We start from the raw sequence: 19,022 nt of genomic DNA on the forward strand, positions 1-19,022 counted from the left end.
CCTCCACGAACAAGCGCGTGTCCTTGGCCGTCACGCCGCAGGCATTCGCTTGGCCCGGCAAGAGTGGCGAAAGGCGTTGCCAGTGCGGGTCGGTCAGGAATGTGCGGTCTTTTTGCATCTTCAAAGCTACCTTAATTGTTCACACGTCCTAGAATAAAGGTGAATTTATTTTGATAAATAGTTGCAAAGTGACTGAGCGCAACCTTATGTTTGTATCATTCAATTTAAAATACTATTAGTACAATAGACATGGCTTCCCGCCTGACCTCCGCAATTGTTGCATTCGGCTTGCTGTTGAGCGCCTTTCCCGGCCGGGCACAGTATGCTTACACCCACGTAGCGCTTCCGAACGGAGAAGCTGCCGGGCGTGACCCCGAGGAAGGGGCCAAAAACGGAGTGACGTACAAAGTGGTGCATGGCGTGGTTCAGGGCAAGGAGGGCACCTTGCCCGGTGCCACCGTGTGGCTGCACGGCACCCGTACCATCGTGGTTACCAATTCCGAAGGTGAGTTTGAGCTGCGTGTACCGGCCAACGCCAAAGTAGTGGAGCTAACCTGTGGCTACGGCGGCCTGCAGGAAGAAGTGGTGAGCCTGGAGCCTGTTCAAGCATTGGGGTCGGTTTACCTGCTCCGCGCCAAAGGCGAGGGCACGAATCAACTGGCTGGTAAGTAACTAACACCAGCATTTTTATTATCAGAGCACCTTTTTCACACATTTCCGCACGCATCTTTTTTCTGCATTATTTACTTTCCAGCTGAAAAAACCCTGGCCCTAAAGGACCAGGGCTTTTTGTTCCCGCGCAGGTACAGATTATTCATTGCGTCGTTCACTGATTTGGCAGGTGGTGCTGTCCACCGGCTGATTGCCACAGTTGGGCAAAGTAGGCGGTTGCTGGCTTAGGTGCAAGTCTACATTTGTATCGTTCAGCAACACCACCGCTACTTATCATTGATGCGCTCTCGCCACGCGCTTTGCCTTGCTCCTGACGGTTGCTTCTTTTCTCACCCGTACCCTTGGCTTCACCAGTGTCCAGGCGCAGGAATTTGCCAGTAGCGCGGCTTATGCTCCAGGCATCGGCGGCACCACCCCGGCCGCTTCGACGGAAAAAGTGGTGCCTGTGGGCAAAATCAATAATTCCGCCGGCGGGCTGCCTAGTACCGTAGTTATTCTGACGGCCACCAAGCAAATGGCCGTGACCAACGCCAACGCCGAATTCGAATTTACGGTACCAGCCGACGCCGGCGCCCTCGATGCGGTGGTGACTTACGCTGCTGCCGACGAGTCGACGGTAAGCCTCACCAACGCCCGGGTTATCGTGATGTCGCGCAAGCAGCAGCTCAAAAAGGCTCACAAGCAAGTAAAGCGTGAGTTGAAGCAGTTTCGTAAGTAATTTCCTGGCCCTCAAGACCAGTGTGCATAAAAAAGGCCCGTGATACGGGCCTTTTTTATGCACACTGGTCTTGAGAATTACAGGTCCTTGGTATTGTCGTCCAATTGCCGGTCGATTATCATATTATAAGGGTCGACGGCGACGGAGGCGGGCTTTTTATTCACCACGAAGCGCAGCTGGTTGTCGCCGGTGCGGAGGTGGCGCTTCTGGAGCAGCAGCGGCGGCACCGGCTTTTTGTCCTGGCCCATTTCGGGGAAGATGGCCACGGGCAGGGCGTCGCGGGTTTGGTCGGCGGGGCGCTGGTTGCCCAGGCTATCGGCGTAGAACTTGGCCGACTTCACCGTGAAATCGACCTGGTAGCGGCCGTCGGGCAGCTTCTTGCTGGTGGCGGCGGTCACGCGGTTGTCATACAGGGTGATGCGCTCGAAGGCATCCGTCAGGTAAGATTGGAGCGAATCCGGCGCGGCCCGGCGCAGGTAGCCGATGAACTCCGGCGAGTTGGTGTAGGGCGGCTGCTGGAAGGCCACGGCGGCCACGTATTGCCTGAGCGCCGCGTTCAGCCGGGCCTCGCCCATGTAGTCCTGCAAGGCGTACATCACCACGGAGCCCTTGCGGTAGTGGATATACTGCTGGTTTTCAACCAGCGCCAACGGCACTTCCTTCTTTTTCTCGAAGGCGCGACCGGTGAGGTAGCGGCTCATGTCGAACTTGAGGAAGCGCTGCATGGCCGTAGGGCCGTTGTGGTGGCTGAGCACCATCAGGGCCGAATACTCGGCCATGGCTTCCGATAGCAGGGTGCTGCCCTGCACGTTGCCGCCGATAACCTGATGCGCCCACCACTGATGCGCCACCTCGTGGGCCGTCACGTAGTAGGGGTAGTTCAGGTCCTCGGGGTTCTTGTCGTCCACATTGGCGATGAAACCGATGCTTTCGGAAAACGGTACCGTGTTGGCGAAGCTTTGGGCAAAGCGCTGGTACTGCGGAAACTCCAGAATGCGCAGCTGCTGGTGCTGGTAGGGCGAGAAGTTGCGCGAACAGTACGCCAGGGCATCTTTGGCGCCCTCGGCCATGCGCTTGAGGTTGTACTCGTGGCCCGGCTGGTAGTAGATGGTGATGGGAATGGTGCGGTGGCCGGCGGGGTCAACCCATTGGGCCTTATACTGCTTATACCGGGCCGAAAGGAATGTGTAGAAGTTAAGCATGGGCCGGTCCATCACGTAGGTGAAGTAGCGGCGGCCGCCTTCCACCCACTCCTTTTTGAGATAGCCGGGGGCGACGGCCGTCTGGTCGGCCTCGGTGCTGACGGTGGTGCGGAAGCGAATCCAGTCGGCATCGGCGCTGATGTAGGTGTTCTGGCGGGCCTTCAGGTCGTTCACATTGGCCATACGGGGCCGGGGTTTCAGGCCGTAGTTTTTGCGGTCCTGGTCGTCGCTCAGCTCGGCTTCTTCGCGGTAGCCCAGGCCGGGCAGGTAGCTGCTGTTGAAGAAGGTGCCATTGTAGACGATGCTGGTGTTGGAACCGGAGTTGGGAAAGCCGCGCTCCTGGTAAAACATATCGAGCGTGAGGTGCAGCGAATCGCCGGGCGCGAGCGGCCGGGCCAGCCGGTAGAGGCGCAGGCCCAGGGTGCTGTCGTTCATCAGCAAACTGGCCTGGCCGGGCGTGCCCAGCGCCAGGGCCCGCACGCGGGGATGGTCCTCCACGGGCAGGTTCACGATGACCGTATCCAGGGCCCGCGCGTGCTTGTTCACCAGCGTGAGCTGGCCTCGGAGCCGCACGGCCCGCGTGCTGGGGAAGATTTCCGTGTTCAGGTCCACGGCCGTGATGCGCGGCTGGGCCACATCCTTGAGGTGGCGGTATTTTTTCTCATACGTCACCTGCTGCTTTTCATCCTGCCTGGGCGTGCTGTACTTGTTGAGGATGTTGGTGTTGTAGAAGATGAAGTAGCCGGTGCCCAGGCTCACCAGCAGGCCCAGGGCGAGGGTGGCGGTGCTGCTGCTGCTCCAGCGGCGACGCGCTTCGCGCAGGCGGCCGGTGGTATCGGTGCCGCGCACCCAGAGCAGGTTGGCAATCAGAATCATGATGACAGCCACGCCGGCCCAGAGCAGCTTGGTCCACCAGAAGGCCGGCAGGAAATGGCCGTAGCCATTCATCGCCGAATACGGCCCCGGTGAGGGGCTGCCGCCGAAACCGAACAGCCGATGCGTGAGGCCGGCCTGGCTGCGGAAAAGGTTGGCGACGTAATACACCACCACCACGGCAAAACCCATGTACTTGTTGTTCACCACCACCTGGGTGAGCATGGCCAGCACGCACCACAGCAGCAGGTACGGCAGCTGGTACAGGAACAGCGTTTCCAGGTACAGGCCGATTTCGTAGCGGAAGTACCCTTTGAAGGTCTGGATGAGGAGCCCGCAGGCCATCACCACCACCAATAGCACCACCTGCACCAGCCACAGGGCGGTGAGCTTGCTCAGGAAGGGCACCCAGCTGGGCACGGGCACGGCATCGGTAATCTGGGCCACGCCGGCCTGGCGCTCGCGCCACACCAGCTCGCCGCTGTAGAAGATGATGATGGCCAGGAAAAACAGGAAGAAGGAGCCGGTGGTCCAGTCCAGAATCTCGCTAGTGACGGGATAAGTGGGCGTATCGAACACCTTGCCCACCTGCGAGGAATTGGCCAGCAGGAAGATGACGCCCGAGCCGGCAATGGCCGCGAAGTAGCGGCTGCGCACGATGCCCCGAAACTCCAGCCGGGTGAGGCTCCACCACTGGCGGCGGCTCATGCCACCCGAAAACACCTGCGTGACGCGGGGCAGGCGCAGGCCACCGGGCTGGGCCGGCCCCGGCTCCACCTCCGCCAGAGCGGCTTCGGCGCTGGCCCGGCGCGTTTTCTTCGATACTTTTTCCGAAGCGAAGGCCGAGAAGCGGAACCGGGCGTAGCAGAAGGCCAGCAGCCCCACGCCCAGCCCCAGCCACACGGCCCGGTTGAGCAGCACGTAGCTGGACAGGGGCAGCAGCAGGCGGTTTTTCTCGGCCGCCGTCCAGTAGCGGGTGGTGAACTCGATGGCGGCGATGCCAAAGGCGTCGAGGGCCGCCACCAGGTGCTCGTTCTTGAGGTCCTGCAAATAGGCCGAGGCTATCAGATAGGCCACCAGCAGCAGCACGGCCCCGATGTAGGTGCTCAGGATGTTGCGCGTGAGCGTGGCCATCACGAAGAAGATGGCCCCCGAAAAGAACAGATTGGGCAGCACCAGCACCACGTAGGGCCACACGTAGGAGCCCGCCGGGGCGCTGGCCAGAAACCGGTCGGCCGCTACCCAGGGCATGACGCCCGCCAGTGCCGCCCCCACCCCAATGCCGCTGAAAACCAGCACCGCAATCAGGTACGAGCCCAGGAAGCGCCCGCCCAGGTAGCCCCATTTGCTGATGGGCGTGGTGTAGAACAGCGGGTGCGTGCGGTACTCGAAGTCCCGGTACACGGGGTTGCCCATCAGCGAGGAGGCGATGATGACGCCGAACACGCTCAGGATGGTGGTGATGATGTTGAGCGAGAACGGGGAATTGATTTTCACCGTCTGCCCGTCGCCGCCGATGGAAATGTTGATGCCCGTGCCGAAGCCGCCCCCGGCGGCCGTCACCAGCAAAAAGCCCATCAGGAGCAGCAACAGGAAGTATATCCAGGTGGCCGGCCGCTTGAGGCGGTATTTAAGCTCGAAAAGAAGTATGGGTAAGAACATGAAGTTTCAAGTAGGAATTGAGAATGTGGCGGTCCTGCAGGACTGTTCAGGGCTGGTTGCATCGCATGCTAGGCCATTACCGCCCCGGTTTTGCTCCGATTCTCATACTGCTGGATTTCCGAGAAATACACGTCCTCCAAATCCGGATTAACGATTTCAAAGCCGCTGTCGGGGGCCGAGTCGCCCAGGACGTGCACCACGGTTTTGCCCGCGAACAGGCGCGAGCTGATGACCTGCTGACTGGCTTGCAGGGCCGGCAATTCGGCTTTCTCAATCAGCTTCTTCCAGATGCGGCCTTTCAGGTTGTTCATCACCGTGAGCGGGTCGCCGGTGAGCAGCACTTCGCCCTTGTTGATGATGGCCATGTGGCGGCACAGGTCCGATACATCGCTGACAATGTGGGTGCTGAGAATTACCACCAGGCTTTCGCCAATCTCCGAGAGCAGGTTGTGGAAGCGGTTGCGCTCGGCGGGGTCGAGGCCGGCGGTGGGCTCGTCCACGATGATGAGGCGCGGGTTGCCGAGCAAGGCCTGGGCAATGCCGAAGCGCTGCTTCATGCCGCCGGAATAGCCGCCGACGTGCTTCCTGCGCACGTCGTAGAGGTTGGTCTGGTGCAGCAGGGCGGCCACCATTTCCTTGCGCTCTTTGCCGTTGGCGATGCCTTTGAGGGTGGCGAAATGGTCGAGCAATTCCTCGGCGCTCACGCTGGGGTACACCCCAAACTCCTGCGGCAGGTAGCCCAGCACGCGGCGCACGGCCTCCTTATCGTGCAGCACATCGATGTCGTCGAGCAGGATGGTGCCGGTGTCGGCGTCCTGCAGGGTGGCAATGGTCCGCATCAGGCTGGACTTGCCCGCGCCGTTGGGGCCCAGCAGGCCGAACATGCCGTTCGGGATGTCGAGGCTGACGTTTTTGAGGGCCTGCGTCCCGTTGGGGTACGTTTTGGAAAGGTTGGTAATGGTGAGGGCCATACTGAACAGAAAAAGGTGAAGGCGTTTGAAGCGTAAATCGGCGGCGGGCGGCCACCATTACACCCACCAAGCTACGGATGCAACCGCGGCGGCCGGGGTTGCCTGGCGGTCCGTTCCTGGCTCAAAGGTGGGAAGGGAGGGTGGGCCATGTGCTTTTATATGACCAGCGACGCGGAAAAATGGCCACCGCCTGCGCGGCGCGGACCAACGCCGTTTGTCATGTTCTTTCGGGGGGCCTGGGGCCAGCACCTAGCTTTGCGGCATGGAAAATTCGCGTTTCCGGGGGCGGCGCGTGGTGCGCCACGGCATCGGCTGGGCACTGGTACTGAGCTTCTTCGTTTTTCTGGTGCAGCAGTCAGGCACGGGCCAGGTGCGCAGTTCGGCCTGCGCTATTCCGCGGCCCTGCTGAGCGTGCTCGCGCTGGCTATCTACGCTCATTACGAGCTGCTCCGCCTGCTGGAACGCCGCCGCTACCTCAGGTACTGATCGGCACGCTGGCCACGGTGCTGGCCGGGGCGGCCGTGCCCGGCGCGTGGCCGCTCCCACCACCGCCTGTGGCTGAAGCGGCCACGGATTCGATTTTCCTGAAAACCGATGCCGGCACCGAGCGGGTGCGCTTCGCCGAACTACTGTTTGTGGAGGGCTACGGCAATTTCGTGAAGTGCCACCTGGCCTCGGGCCGCGCGCTGCTCACGGCCGAAACCATGAAGCAGATGGAAAGCCAGCTGCCGGCCGGGCAGGTCCTGCGCATCCACAAATCCTGCCTCGTGAAGCTGGCCAGCGTGGAGCGCCTCAGCAGCACCTACCGGCAGGACGTGCTGCGGCACCTGAAGTAGCGCTGAGCAGTATTTCGGTGGGCCTTCATACGATTCCCGCAGCCCGCTCCGTTTGTCAGGCGTCAATTCTACCGCCACCCGATGAAAAAACCACCCCAGTGCTTTAACCGGGCACTTCTACCCGCCCTACTGCTGACGCTGGGCAGCTGCGTCGACCAAATCAGCACGGACCTGCCCGCGCCGCCCAAGCGGCTGGTGGTTAACTCCATTCTCACCCCGGACAGCGTCTTTCGGGTGCAGGTGAGCCGCGTGACCAGCACCACGGATGCTTCTTCGCGGCTGCTTTCGTCGGCCCAGGTTTCGCTGCTCACCGCGGGCGGCAGTACCGAAGTGCTGCGCAGCCAGGGCAACGGGCTCTACGCATCCACCAACCAGCCCGCCAGCAGCACGGCCTACACCCTGACGGTGCAGGCGAACGACTACCCCACCGTGAGCGCCACCGATACGGTGCCGGCCGTGGTGCCCATCCGGGAGGCCTGGTACTCCTTCCCCACCGGCACCGACCGGAATCACGAGCTGCTGGGCACCGTGGTGGTCCGGTTCGATGACCCGGCCGCAACGGAAAACTTTTACGAAATTAGCGTCTACCAGCAGAGCTACCGGGCCGCCCAGCAGAGCAACGGCCTGACGCTGGATGCCCGCGGCAACGCGGCAATTGTGGCCGAGGATGAAAGCGAGTTAAATCCCAAGTCCCTGGTCTTTTCGGATAAGCTCTTCAACGGCCGCTCGTTCGAGCTACGCGCTTCCTTCCTCACGGGCGGGTATAGCAGCAGCAGCACCAACGGCCAGCCCCCCGTTCTCACCATCACCGCCGACATCAATCTGGTGCTGCGCTCGGTGAGCCGGGCGTACTACCAGTACCGCAAAAGCTGGACCCGCCACCTCTACAACCAGGGCGTGAAGGACGAAGGCTACGGCTACGACCTGACCCAATTGCTGTTTCTGGGCGACCCCACGGCCATGTATTCCAACGTGGGCGGGGGCTACGGCGTGGTGGCCGGCTACGCCAAGCAAAGCCTGATTCTCCCGCTCCGCTAATGCGCCGGCTCCCTATCTACCTCACGGCTTCCCTCCTGCTGGGCGGGGCCGCCACCGGGCGGGCGCAGGGCGGGCGCGTCACCTTCAGCGGCACCGTGCGCGATGCCCAAACCGGCGAAAAGCTGCTGGGTGCCGCCGTGTACGTGGCCGGCGGCCAGCTCGGCACCACCACCAACGCGGCGGGGTTTTATTCCCTGACGCTGCCGGCGCAGGATTCCGTCCGGCTGCTGGCCAGCTACCTGGGCTACCAGCGGGCCAGCCGCACCCTGCCGGGCCGGGCCACGGCGGCGTACGCCTTTGCCCTAACGCCGGATAACCAGCTGGGCGAAGTGCAGGTCACCGGCAGCCAGGATGCGCCCCTGGAACGCCGCGTGGAAATGAGCACCGTGCAGATTCCCATCGCGCAGCTGCGCCAGCTGCCCGCCCTGCTCGGCGAGCCCGACGTGCTGCGCGCCTTCCAGCTGATGCCCGGCGTGCAGGCCGGCCGCGAAGGGAGCGGCGCCCTCTACGTGCGCGGCGGCTCGCCCGACCAGAACCTGACGCTGCTCGACGACGTGCCCATCTACTACGTCAGCCACATCGGCGGCTTTCTGTCCGTGTTCGACGCCAACGCCATCAGCGACGTGCGGCTGATAAAGGGCGGCTTTCCGGCGCGCTACGGCGGGCGGCTGTCGTCTGTGCTCGACGTGCGGCTCAAGGAAGGCAACCACCAGAAGCTGAGCGGCAACGCGGGCGTGGGCGTGCTGGCCACGCATTTTTCGCTGGAAGGGCCCTTGAAGAACGGCAAAACCACGTTCCTTGTCTCGGCCCGGCGCGGCAACCTGGACTTGTTCACGCGGGCGGCCAGCTCGCTTTCCTCAAAGGGCAACAGCGTAGTGGGATATTCTTTCTACGACGCCAGCATCAAAATCAGTCACCAGCTCACGGCCAAGGACCAGCTTTTTGCGGCCGTATACCTGGGCGGCGACCGACTTTTCATCACCCAGAAACCCCAGACAATTGCTATCCCGCAGGGCAATTTGCGCTACCAGAGCGCCAGCGACCTGCGCTACGGCAACGCCCTGGCTTCCTTGCGCTGGAACCGGCAGCTCACGCCCCAGCTGTTCGGCAGTCTCACGCTGGCCGGCACCCGCTTCCGCTACGAAAACGGCCAGACCTACCACGCCCAGGACAGTTCCCCGGCCGCCACCCGCAGCGAAGACAGCGAAGCCGGTTTCAGCTCCGGCGTGATGGACGGGCAGCTAAAGGCCGATTTCGACTACTACCCCAGTCCGGTGCACCACTTTCGGTTTGGGGCCACGGCCATTCACCACGTTTTCACGCCCGGCGTCAACTTTTTCACCACGCGCACCAGCACGGCGGCGGCCGACACCACGTTTGGTAGCCAGCGCGTGGCCGCTCAGGAAGTGGCTGTGTACGGCGAAGACGAAATCCGATTCAACGCCCGGCTTTCCGCAAATCTGGGCCTGCGGGCCGTCCGGTACTTTGTCGACGGCCAGTCATTCGGCAGCGTGCAGCCGCGGGCGCTGGTCACTTACCTGGTGGGCGAGCACACGGCCGTGAAGGCGTCGTACGCGTCCATGCAGCAGTATCTGCACCTGCTTTCCAACAACGGCGCGGGCCTGCCCACCGACTTGTGGGTGCCGGCCACCCGGCGCGTGGCCCCGCAGCGGGCGCAGCAGCTGGCCCTGGGCGTGGCCCACTCCATCCCCGCCTGGGGCCTGGAAGTGAGCGTGGAAGCCTTCCAGAAATCGTTGCGCGACCTGATTGAATTCCGCGAAGGCGCCACGTTTTACAACAGCTCGCAGGACTGGCAGGACAAGGTGGTGACCGGCGGCCAGGGCCGGGTGCGCGGCCTCGAATTCCTGGTGCAGAAGAAAACAGGCCGCTTCACCGGCTGGGTGGGCTACACGCTGGCGCAGAATGAGCGGCAGTTCGACCAGCTCAACCAAAGCAACTGGTACCCATACAAATACGACCGCCGCCACGACGCATCGGTGGTGCTCATCTACGCGCTGCGGCCCCGCATCACGCTGTCGGCAACGTGGGTGTACGGCACGGGCAACGCTCTGACGCTGGCCGAGGGCAACTACAACGTGGTGGAGCAAAGCTACGGGCAGGGCCTGCGCTCCAACGTGGCCCCCGACCGGTATTTCTACCGCGAAGCCGAGATTTACGGCACCAAAAACAGCTACCGGATGCGGGCCTACCATCGCCTGGACATCGGCGCGACATTCACCAAACCCGTGCGGCACGGCGAGCGGATTTGGCGCCTGGGCGCCTACAACGCCTACGGCCGCCACAACCCGTACTACCTCTACTACAGCACCGATTCGAAGGGCCAGAAGCAGCTTTATCAGCTGAGCCTGTTCACGGTAATGCCCGCCATCAGCTACGAGCGCAGCTTTTGAGGGGGTTCTCAAACCGTCATGCAGAGCGCAGCGAAGCATCTCGCGTGCCACCACTAACCAACACAATTGGATTACTGCTGCCCGCGAGATGCTTCGGCTGCGCTCTGCATGACGTTCTAGTGGAAACAACGACAGGCCCTACTGCCCGCCCTGCTTGCTGGCGCCGCCTTTCACGTCGTCGTTCGAGATGGACTTGCGCTGCTTGGTTTGCTGCTGCTGGCCAAACCGGTAGCCGAAGCTGAGGCGGAAGCTGCGCTGGAAGGCGCGGTAGGTGCTGGTTTCGTCGAACGAGGGCGTGACGGTGGTGTTGCGGTAGGCCCAGGAGCCGTTGAAGGGCGAGCCGAAGTTGAGGGTCAGGTCGGCCTTTTCTTTGAGGAAGGTTTTTTTGCCGCCCAGCTGGTAGTAGAGGTTGGCCGGGCCGGTGCCCTGCAAATCGGGCGAGGGCAGCGAGCCGAACAGGAAGCCCTGAATGGTGAAGCCCTTGGGCAATTTGTAGGACGTATTGAAGTTCATGCTGGCCGTGAAACCGCGCCGCTCGATGCCCAGCGTGGGGCTGCGGCGCACGATGTACTGCACATCGGGCCCGCCGCTGAGGTCCCAGCCCTTGGCCGGCTTGGCCGAGCCGTAGAAATTGAGCTGGTAGAAGGCATTGGCCGCCACGTTGGCATAGGTCTGGATGGTGACGCCGGGCGTGCTGGTGGACTGGCGCACGCCCTCGATGGCGTTGCCGGTGCGCCGGGCCGAGGCCGCGATGTTGAGCGAGCCGGCTTTGCCGTTGGTATTAAAGCTCAGCTCATAAGAATCCGTCAGCTCGGGGTCGAGGTCGGGGTTGCCGTAGGAAATGTTCTGCGGGTCGCTGCGGTTCACGAAGGGGTTGAGGTAGTCGATGTAGGGCCGGGTGATGCGGCGGCTGTAGGCCAGGCGCAGGCTGTTGTTGTCGCTGAACGAGTACTGCACGTTGCCGTTGGGCAGCGGCGTGGTGTAGCTGTGGGGCGGGATATCCGAGCCGTTGGTGCGGAAGCTGGCCGTGAGGGACGTGCGCTCCACGCGGCCGCCCAGGCTCAGGTGCAGCTTCTTGCTGGGGGCAAACGAGTAGGTGGCGTAGGCGGCCTGCACGCTTTGGTCGTAGCTGAAATCGGTGGCGCGGCGGGTGGCTCGCACGAAATCGCTGTTCACGAGCGGGTTCAGCGTGTCCACGTCGGCCACCGAGCCGGTGTGCCGCCAGATGGCTTTGAGGCCGGTTTCGAGGGTTTGCTTCTCGCCGAAGGGCTGCGTAAAATCGGTCTGGAGCGTGTATTCGTGGCCGGGCGTACGGCCCTGGCTGCGCTCGCGGTAGCTGGCCTGCCCGTGGTCCAGGGTGGTGTAGGAGTTCTGAAACTGGTCGTAGTCGTAGCCAAAAGTGCTGCTGTTGTTGGCGTACTGGCCCAGGATGCTCCACTCGCGCTTGGGCTGGGCGAAGGTCTTGGTATAGGTGCCGGTCAGCTCGCCGTTCACGCCGCTGAAGTTATTGACGGTGCCCCGGCTGAACAGCTGGTTGGCGCTGGTGGGGGCGGTGTAGGTGCTGAACAAATTGCTGGTATTATCCCCCAGATACCCTTGCACCGACCCGGCCAGCGACAGGCTCTGGTGCTCGCTCAGGTCGTAGTCCATGCCCAGCGTGCCGTAGTACCAGTGCCCGTTGCTCTTGCCCGCGCTGTTCTGGGTCAGGGCCGAGCCGTCCTGCTTGCCGTAGCGCGCCCGCTCAAACTCGTTGGGGTTGTACCAGGTGCCCGTGTTGGCCGAGGACGTGAACCCGAGCTTGCCCTTCTTGAAATTGAGCGCGGTATTCAGGCTGGTGTTGCGGTTGCCGCCCGAGGCGCCCACCCGGCCGTTCAGGCCCCGGTCCACGCCCTTTTTCAGCACAATGTTGATGATGCCGGCCGTGCCCTCCCCGTCGTACTTGGCCGGGGGCGTGGTGATGATTTCGACGCTCTTAATCTGGTCGGCGGGGATGCTTTTCAACGCTTCGGCCAGGTTGCTGGCCAGCGTGGGCGAGGGCTTATTATTTACCAGCACCTTGAAGTTGCCCGAGCCGCGCATGGTCACTTTGCCGTCGCCATCCACGGCCAGCAGCGGGGCCTTGCGCAGCACGTCGGCGGCCGTGCCGCCGGTGTTGGTCACGTCCTGGTCGGCGTTGTATATCATGCGGTCGGGGCGCATTTCCACCACCGGCTTCGTCCCCACGATGACGGCCTCATCGAGCGCGGTGCCGGCCACGGGCAGCCGGAACGTGCCCGCATCGGTAGCGCCGGCCGTGATGGTCACGGCCCGCGTCTGGGTGCCGTAGCCCACGTAGCTCACCCGCAGACGGGCCGGGCCGGGGGCCAGTTTAGTCAGCGAAAACTTCCCGTTGTCATCGGCCGCCACGCCCGTGATGGGCTTGTCGTTGGGGGCGGGCGGCAGCAGCACCACCGTGGCGTAGGGCACGGCCTCTTTCTTGAGGGAGTCGAGCACGGTGCCGGTGAGCGAGCCCGTGCCGGAGGAGGCAGCCGGGGCGGCCGGCAGGCTGGGCTGCTGGGCCCGCGCCGGGCAGTACAGGGCGGACGCGGCCAGCAGCAGCGCCGGCAGCAAATGGTAGCGGAAAGTCATGCGCAGAAAGGGAAAGGAAAGGTTTTGTGGGATAAGGAGCCAAAAAGTACCCCTGCGTTGCAGCCCGTGGTGTTACGGCTGGGTTGTATTTGAATGGCGGGCCTGGCTAAACGCAGCTACTTATCGTTTTATGGCCGGAATTATTACAGGGCATCCCGCTTTATTTATTCCCGAATACCGCCGACGGCCCCATTCGTTACAGGCCCGTCGTGAATTTTATTGCGCGGCTGCCTGCGCACACTGGCGGTCCCAGGCCGGGCATGAATGTTCAGGGAGACGACGGCTCAAAGGTTGCTTCGCCACCAGCGCCCAGCGCTCCACTTCACGCTTTGGGACGTCCCAACCTATGATTTGGGCCGTGCTACTGCGCCCGGCGGGTGGCCCGCCAGCTTCTTAAACACCCGGTTAAAGGTTGATTTTGAATTGAATCCGCTCTCCAGTGCCACGCCTACCAGCGAGTAGTGGGCAAATTGTGGGTCGGCCAGCCGGCGGCGGGCTTCGGCTACGCGGCAGGTGTTCACGAAGTCGTTGAAGTTCTGCCCGCAACCCGTGTTGATGACCTTGGACAGCGGGCCGGGCGTGGTGCCCAGCTGTTGGGCCAAATCAGCTAAGCTCAACTCAGGCTCCAGCCAAGGCTGTGCGGCCGCCATGTGGGCCAGCAGCCGCTCCTGGAACCGGGCCAGCTCGGGCGACAAGGGCAGCCTCAGGTGGCTGGCTGGGCAGCGGGACTGTGACAGCCAACGCCCCCGATGCAGGAGCTGCCTCATCGGCATTGTAGGGTTGTCGGGGCATCACCGCAACCGACGCTACTGCTTGGCGCCGCTCCACTGTAGCGGCGTAGCTCGCCTGCAGCCCCACCACCGCCAGCCCCAATACCAGCCCGCCCCGCACGGCAAACGCATACCAGATTTCGGCGTAGTTAAACGGACCAAACCAGGCATCCAGCGCCACATAGCTCAGCCCCAAACCCAGCAGCAACAAGCCGGGCGTGGCCCGCCCGCGCCTGGCTCCGGCCGCCAGCAGCAGCGCCAAGGCGGCCACTAGCCCGGCCAGCGGCAACAGAAAAACAGCATAGAGAAGGGGATAGAAGACCATGGAAACCGAGCCAGGCAAACGGCTCAGCAAAGAAAAGTCCTGGCCAGTAATCCGGCCCGCCGGGCTGGGCTGAAAACGGTGCCCACTGCGCCGGGTTGCCCAACTGTGTCCTGCCGCTGTATCTTCGGTTACCCGAACCGTTTTCGCCCCTTTCTGCCATGCAGCACCTTCACCGCACCCCACTCGACCAGCTTTTCGTTATCGACATTGAAACGGTGCCCTGCGTGGACTGCCACGACAGCCTCGACGAGATGCTGCGCCACCTCTGGGAACACAAAAGCGAGAGCCTGCGCCGCCAGCAGGGCTACACCGGCCGCCCCCAGGCTCCCGAGCCCCTGCCCGACCACCTCACCGCCGCCAACCTGTTTGAGCAGGCCGGCATCTACGCCGAGTTCGGCAAGGTGGTGTGCGTATCGGTAGGCTATTTCGTGATTGACAAGCAAGAAGAATTGACGCGCTTCCGGGTGAAAAGCTTCGCCGACCACGACGAAAAGCAGCTATTGCGCGACTTTGCCGGCCTGCTGGCGCACAAGCCGCATTTCACGCTCTGTGCCCACAACGGCAAAGAATTCGACTTTCCCTACCTCGGCCGCCGCCTCCTGGTCAACGGCTTAAAGCTGCCGCCGCAGCTCGACCTGGCCGGCAAAAAACCCTGGGAGGTGCCCCACCACGACACCATGGAGCTGTGGAAATTCGGCGACCGGAAATCCTACACCTCGCTTAACCTGCTGGCCGCCATCTTCGGCATCCCCACGCCCAAGGACGACATCACCGGGGCCGATGTGGCGCGGGTGTATTGGGAAGAAAACGACCTGGCCCGCATCGCCAAATACTGCCAGAAGGACATCATCACCACGGCCCGCATCCTGCAGAAATTCCGGGGCGAAGAGCCTTTCAAGGACGAGCACGTAGTGTATGCCGACGAGGCGCCCGTACCCATGCGACGCGTAGTATAAACCCCTTGTATTCATCACCTTTCCAAATTCCATCATGCGCATTTCGCTTTCCGTTCCAGCGGCTACCCTGCTGGCAACGGGGCTATTAGCGGTGGCCGGCTGCTCCTGCCCTCCCAGTGACCCGCCTCCGCCCCAGCTCACGCTGGCTTTCAGCACCGACACCCTGGCTCCCGGGGGCGTGGGCTTCCGACGGGCCGAGATGCGCACGGCGTACCTGGTGCGGTACCGGGCCGCCGATTTTCAGCCCCTGCTCGACACTCTGCGGCAACCAACCGCCGCAACGGTGAATTCCGGCAAGCCGATGTTCTCCGTTTTTTACGGGCCAGGGTACGCGCCGCAGTTCGGTTTGAGCGAATTCATAAGCCAGAACGTGTATGCCCGCAGCTTCCGCCTGGTGGTGCCGGCCGCCGGCCGCACCTACGACATCACCAACGTGGTGCTGGAGCAAGCGGCCGGCAGCGGCCGCTGCGCCGCGCCCCACCTCTCGCGCCGCGAGGCCACCATCAACGGCCAGCTGCGCGATGGGCTGAACAATCCGCCCGAGCTGACCAAATAAGCAGCCCAAAAAAGGCCCTGGCAATCTGCCAGGGCCTTTTTTTATGACCCGCCAACCGGTCATTGGCGGGCCGATTAGTTGTTCAGCGTGGCCAGGTCAATCACGAAGCGGTACTTCACGTCGCCTTTCAGCATGCGCTCGTAGGATTCGTTGATGTCCTTGATGTCGATGATTTCGATGTCGGACACGATGTTGTGCTCGGCACAGAAGTCCAGCATTTCCTGCGTTTCGGCAATGCCGCCGATGAGCGAGCCGGCGATGCGGCGGCGCCTGGCAATCAGGTTGAAGGCGTGGACCTGCGGGGCTTCGGGCGGCACGCCCAGCAGAATCATGGTGCCGTCGCGGCGCAGCAGGTTCAGATAGGCAGCCAGGTCGAGCGGGGCCGAGACGGTGTTGATAATGAAGTCGAAGTAGTTGCGCACCGACTTCAGCTGCTCCTTGTCTCTGGTTACCACAAACTTGTGGGCGCCCAGCTCCTTGGCATCGGCCTCCTTGTTGGGCGAGGTGCTGAGAACCGTTACTTCGGCGCCCATGGCGGCGGCCAGCTTCACGGCCATGTGGCCCAGGCCGCCGAGGCCCATCACGCCCACGCGGTGGCCGGGACCCACTTTCCACTGGCGCAACGGCGAGTAGGTGGTGATGCCGGCGCAGAGCAGCGGCGCCACGCGGGCCAAATCCAGCTTCTCGGATACCTTAAGGGTGTATTTCTCATCAACCACAATCTGATTGGAGTAGCCGCCGTAGGTGGGCCGGCCGGTTTCTTTTTCGGTGCCGCCGTAGGTGCCCACTATGCCGGTGGTTTCGCAATACTGTTCCAGGCCGTCGAGGCAGCTGGGGCAGGTGCGGCAGGAGTCCACCATGCAGCCCACGCCGGCGATGTCGCCCACTTTGAAGTTCTTCACATGGTCGCCCACTTTGGTGATGCGGCCCACGATTTCGTGGCCGGGCACCATGGGAAAAATGCCCGCACCCCACTCGTCGCGGATTTGGTGCAGGTCGGAGTGGCACACGCCACAGAACTGAATATCAATGAGAACATCGTGCGGGCCGACTTCGCGGCGCTCGAAATCAAAAGGAGCTAAGGGGACATTGGCGGCGGGAGCCGCGTAGGCTTTGGCAGGGAGCATTCTTGAGGTGATTGGGGTTGAATGGAGTTGATTGGTGGAAAAAACCAGAAGGTCATGCTGAACTGTCCCAACTAGCCGGAACCGTCACGGCTAGCGGCAATGGTGCGCCAGCTGGCTTGGCGGCCACCAGCTCCCGCATGCGCCGCAGCGATTCGCGGGCGAATTTCCGTTGCAGTGCCCGCCCAAAGAGCTTAAAGCCCACCCAATAGAATGGATTCCGAATCTGGCCGGGCTGCGACACGGCGTGAATGCGAAACTGCACTGCCCCGGAAGTCAGGTTTTTGTGAATGGTGAAGTCAATCTGACCGCGCTCAAAATGGCCTTCCAGGGTGCGGTAGCCGTAGCCCCACACGCGCTCGGGGCCGCCGGGGGTGGCGCGGGCGGCCTCATCGGTCACCTCGCTCACCCGCACGCCGAAGTAGAAGTTGAACACCAAAAAGTGCGCCCGCAGCACCATAATGCGGTTTTCAAGGGGACCTTCCGGGTTGAAGATGCCAGTAATGAGGTCGGGCGGCGGGAAGGCGTAGCGGCGCAGCACGTCCTGGGCCGCGGCAAAAGAGCCATCGGTTTCGGGCGCGCCGGGGGCTTCGGCAGGCAGGTCGGTTTCGTAATCGTCGAGGCGCCAGCCGGTGGCGCCGGTGTACTCCTTCTGGCGCGAGAAGTCGTAGTTGACTTTGGCGTTGGTGTAGGAATCGAGGCGGGCGCGGTACTGCTCCCACAGCGGCGGGGTCGTGCTCGGCGGAGGCATATCTGGCAAGGCGGCGGGCTTATTCACAGCGGCTCTGCTGGGTGTGGCCGGCACGGTCGTGCCGGTCGGTTTCAACTACTACATCGGCCAGGGCCTGGCCCCCGCTGGCCGCGGCTACGCGCCGGCAAAACTCCGTCCAGGTGGCTTCCTGCATCAGCTTGCCGCCGCCGAGGGTGTCGTAGGCTAAGGCCACCAGCCCGTCGCGCGAGCGGGCCGAGGAACGGATTTCAAACCGCAGCGCGTCGGGCCGGCCATCCAGGTAGTGCGTTTCGAAGCGGATGCGGCCCGCCTCGGGGTGGCCTTCGAGGGTGATAAATTCAAAAAAAGTCGCGCCCACGTCGGTCACGCGCACGCTGCCGTCCCACGGGCCCAGTATTTTAATCTGGAATTCGTCGCCGATTTTCAGTGGCCCTTCCTGCCCGTCTTTGCGCTTGAAGTCGGCCAGCAGCTCGGGCGAGAAGCTCGGCAGCTTGGTTTGTACCTCGCTCATTAGCTGGGCGGGAGTGCAACGGGGACGGGCCACATCAATGAAGTAGCGCCGCTCCAGCCACGGCCCGGAACCTTGAGTGACTGGCTGTTCGGAATGCTGGTCGTTTGCCATGGTAGTGTTAGTCAGTGGCAACGTATACGCCGGGCGGCCCCGTAAGATGCTGTATTCCGTTCATTCACTTGCCTCTCCAATGGCTTACTACCGCCCGCCCGGCCCCCCACCCGACCCCGCCCTCGTCCGAACCCTCACCCAGCAGCAGCACGAAATGCGCCAGCGCGTGCGCCTCGGGCCGCTGCCCCGGGAGCCGCGCCTCATCGCGGGCTGCGACTCGTCCTTTCCCACGCCCGACGCCATTCTATCGGTGTTTGTGGTGCTGAAATTTCCATCGCTGGAACTGGTTGAGAAAGTCTATAACTATGGCCCCGTCGACATGCCCTACGTGCCCGGTTTCCTCTCCTTTCGCGAAGCGCCGAACGTCATCCACGCCTTCGCCAAGCTCCAAAACCAGCCCGATGTGATTATGGTGGACGGCCACGGCATTGCGCACCCGCGCCGCATGGGCATCGCCGCGCACCTTGGCGTGCTCCTCGACATGCCCACTTTCGGCGTGGCCAAACAGAAGCTGACGGGCGTTTTCACGGAGCCCGGGATGGAGCGCGGCAGCGTAACGCCCCTCACCGATGCCAAAACCGGCGAGTTGATTGGCGAAGTCATCCGCAGCAAAGACAAGGTGCTGCCGCTGTTCGTGAGCCCCGGCCACCGCTGCGACCAGGCCACCGCCACGCGCCTCACGCTGGCCTGCCTGCGCGGCTACAAACTGCCGGAACCCACAAGGTTAGCTGACCATTGGGCCGAACAATTTAAGAAAGAAGTGCGCTAACTACCGAATCAAAAAACTACCGAATCAAAACTGCCATAACGAGCTTGTCTGGTGCGACTCGCGAACCAAAAAGGGCCGACCGGCACGGCCTGCCCTTTTCCAGGTGATGGCGCTGGAGGGGGCGCAGGTGGCGGCACTAATCCCGCTGCTGTCAACATC

The 19,022-nt window shown here is 62.8% G+C and carries 17 protein-coding genes; 9 read left to right on the forward strand and 8 right to left on the reverse strand.

The features are described from left to right. Positions 1-249: 249 nt before the first annotated feature. Positions 250-672, forward strand: coding sequence for a peptidase associated/transthyretin-like domain-containing protein (locus J4G38_RS19935; protein ID WP_210520771.1), 423 nt, complete (start codon positions 250-252; stop codon positions 670-672). A 304-nt stretch (positions 673-976) separates the two neighbouring features. Continuing rightward, positions 977-1,390 carry a hypothetical protein gene (locus tag J4G38_RS19940; RefSeq protein ID WP_210520769.1) on the forward strand — a complete coding sequence of 138 codons (414 nt, stop codon included), beginning with the start codon at positions 977-979 and terminating at the stop codon, positions 1,388-1,390. A gap of 77 nt (positions 1,391-1,467) precedes the next feature. On the opposite strand, the gene J4G38_RS19945 is transcribed toward J4G38_RS19940, so the two are convergent. After that, entirely contained in the window at positions 1,468-5,127 is a 3,660-nt protein-coding gene (locus J4G38_RS19945; protein WP_210520768.1) for an ABC transporter permease/M1 family aminopeptidase, read from the reverse strand. Between the two features lie 68 nt (positions 5,128-5,195). After that, a complete protein-coding gene (locus J4G38_RS19950; RefSeq protein WP_210520766.1) occupies positions 5,196-6,098 on the reverse strand; it encodes an ABC transporter ATP-binding protein in 903 nt (300 codons plus the stop codon). Between the two features lie 262 nt (positions 6,099-6,360). On the opposite strand from J4G38_RS19950, the gene J4G38_RS19955 reads away from it, so the two are divergent. From J4G38_RS19955 to J4G38_RS19970, 4 genes are all read left to right on the forward strand, one after another. Next, entirely contained in the window at positions 6,361-6,507 is a 147-nt protein-coding gene (locus J4G38_RS19955) for a hypothetical protein (protein ID WP_210520764.1), read from the forward strand. Between the two features lie 145 nt (positions 6,508-6,652). Further along, entirely contained in the window at positions 6,653-6,934 is a 282-nt protein-coding gene (locus J4G38_RS19960; protein ID WP_210520762.1) for a LytR/AlgR family response regulator transcription factor, read from the forward strand. Between the two features lie 81 nt (positions 6,935-7,015). Next, positions 7,016-7,972 carry a DUF4249 domain-containing protein gene (locus tag J4G38_RS19965; RefSeq protein WP_210520760.1) on the forward strand — a complete coding sequence of 319 codons (957 nt, stop codon included), beginning with the start codon at positions 7,016-7,018 and terminating at the stop codon, positions 7,970-7,972. Further along, positions 7,972-10,383: a TonB-dependent receptor gene (locus J4G38_RS19970; protein WP_210520758.1), complete on the forward strand. Its 2,412-nt coding sequence runs from the start codon at positions 7,972-7,974 to the stop codon at positions 10,381-10,383. Before J4G38_RS19965 ends, J4G38_RS19970 begins: the two co-directional genes overlap by 1 nt. Positions 10,384-10,521: 138 nt before the next feature. Here J4G38_RS19970 and J4G38_RS19975 read toward each other — a convergent pair whose 3' ends face one another. From J4G38_RS19975 to J4G38_RS19985, 3 genes are all read right to left on the reverse strand, one after another. Continuing rightward, positions 10,522-13,011 (reverse strand): TonB-dependent receptor domain-containing protein, encoded by a 2,490-nt coding sequence (locus J4G38_RS19975; RefSeq protein ID WP_210520756.1) that lies wholly within the window; start codon positions 13,009-13,011, stop codon positions 10,522-10,524. A 344-nt stretch (positions 13,012-13,355) separates the two neighbouring features. Continuing rightward, a complete protein-coding gene (locus tag J4G38_RS19980) occupies positions 13,356-13,613 on the reverse strand; it encodes a helix-turn-helix domain-containing protein (protein ID WP_210520754.1) in 258 nt (85 codons plus the stop codon). Positions 13,614-13,629: 16 nt separating this feature from the next. Continuing rightward, a complete protein-coding gene (locus J4G38_RS19985) occupies positions 13,630-14,106 on the reverse strand; it encodes a hypothetical protein (protein ID WP_210520752.1) in 477 nt (158 codons plus the stop codon). A 158-nt stretch (positions 14,107-14,264) separates the two neighbouring features. Here J4G38_RS19985 and J4G38_RS19990 point away from each other — a divergent pair, with 158 nt between their 5' ends. Beyond that, positions 14,265-15,062, forward strand: coding sequence for a 3'-5' exonuclease (locus J4G38_RS19990; protein ID WP_210520750.1), 798 nt, complete (start codon positions 14,265-14,267; stop codon positions 15,060-15,062). 34 nt (positions 15,063-15,096) lie between these two features. Next, positions 15,097-15,618: a hypothetical protein gene (locus tag J4G38_RS19995; RefSeq protein ID WP_210520748.1), complete on the forward strand. Its 522-nt coding sequence runs from the start codon at positions 15,097-15,099 to the stop codon at positions 15,616-15,618. A gap of 74 nt (positions 15,619-15,692) precedes the next feature. Here the strand turns inward: J4G38_RS19995 and J4G38_RS20000 are convergent, their stop codons facing one another. Genes J4G38_RS20000 through J4G38_RS20010 form a run of 3 tightly spaced genes read right to left on the reverse strand, consistent with a single transcriptional unit; the run spans position 15,693 to position 18,094 of the window. Next, positions 15,693-16,745: an NAD(P)-dependent alcohol dehydrogenase gene (locus tag J4G38_RS20000; RefSeq protein ID WP_210520746.1), complete on the reverse strand. Its 1,053-nt coding sequence runs from the start codon at positions 16,743-16,745 to the stop codon at positions 15,693-15,695. 52 nt (positions 16,746-16,797) lie between these two features. Beyond that, complete coding sequence (locus J4G38_RS20005; RefSeq protein WP_210520744.1) at positions 16,798-17,493, reverse strand: DUF1990 domain-containing protein; 696 nt, start codon at positions 17,491-17,493, stop codon at positions 16,798-16,800. A 19-nt stretch (positions 17,494-17,512) separates the two neighbouring features. Beyond that, a complete protein-coding gene (locus J4G38_RS20010) occupies positions 17,513-18,094 on the reverse strand; it encodes a DUF1990 family protein (RefSeq protein ID WP_210520742.1) in 582 nt (193 codons plus the stop codon). A 79-nt stretch (positions 18,095-18,173) separates the two neighbouring features. On the opposite strand from J4G38_RS20010, the gene nfi reads away from it, so the two are divergent. Further along, positions 18,174-18,863, forward strand: a complete 690-nt coding sequence (gene nfi, locus J4G38_RS20015) for a deoxyribonuclease V (RefSeq protein WP_210520740.1) — start codon at positions 18,174-18,176, stop codon at positions 18,861-18,863. Positions 18,864-19,022 lie beyond the last annotated feature (159 nt).

It is taken from the genome of Hymenobacter terricola, assembly GCF_017921975.2.
Taxonomy (GTDB): domain Bacteria; phylum Bacteroidota; class Bacteroidia; order Cytophagales; family Hymenobacteraceae; genus Hymenobacter; species Hymenobacter terricola.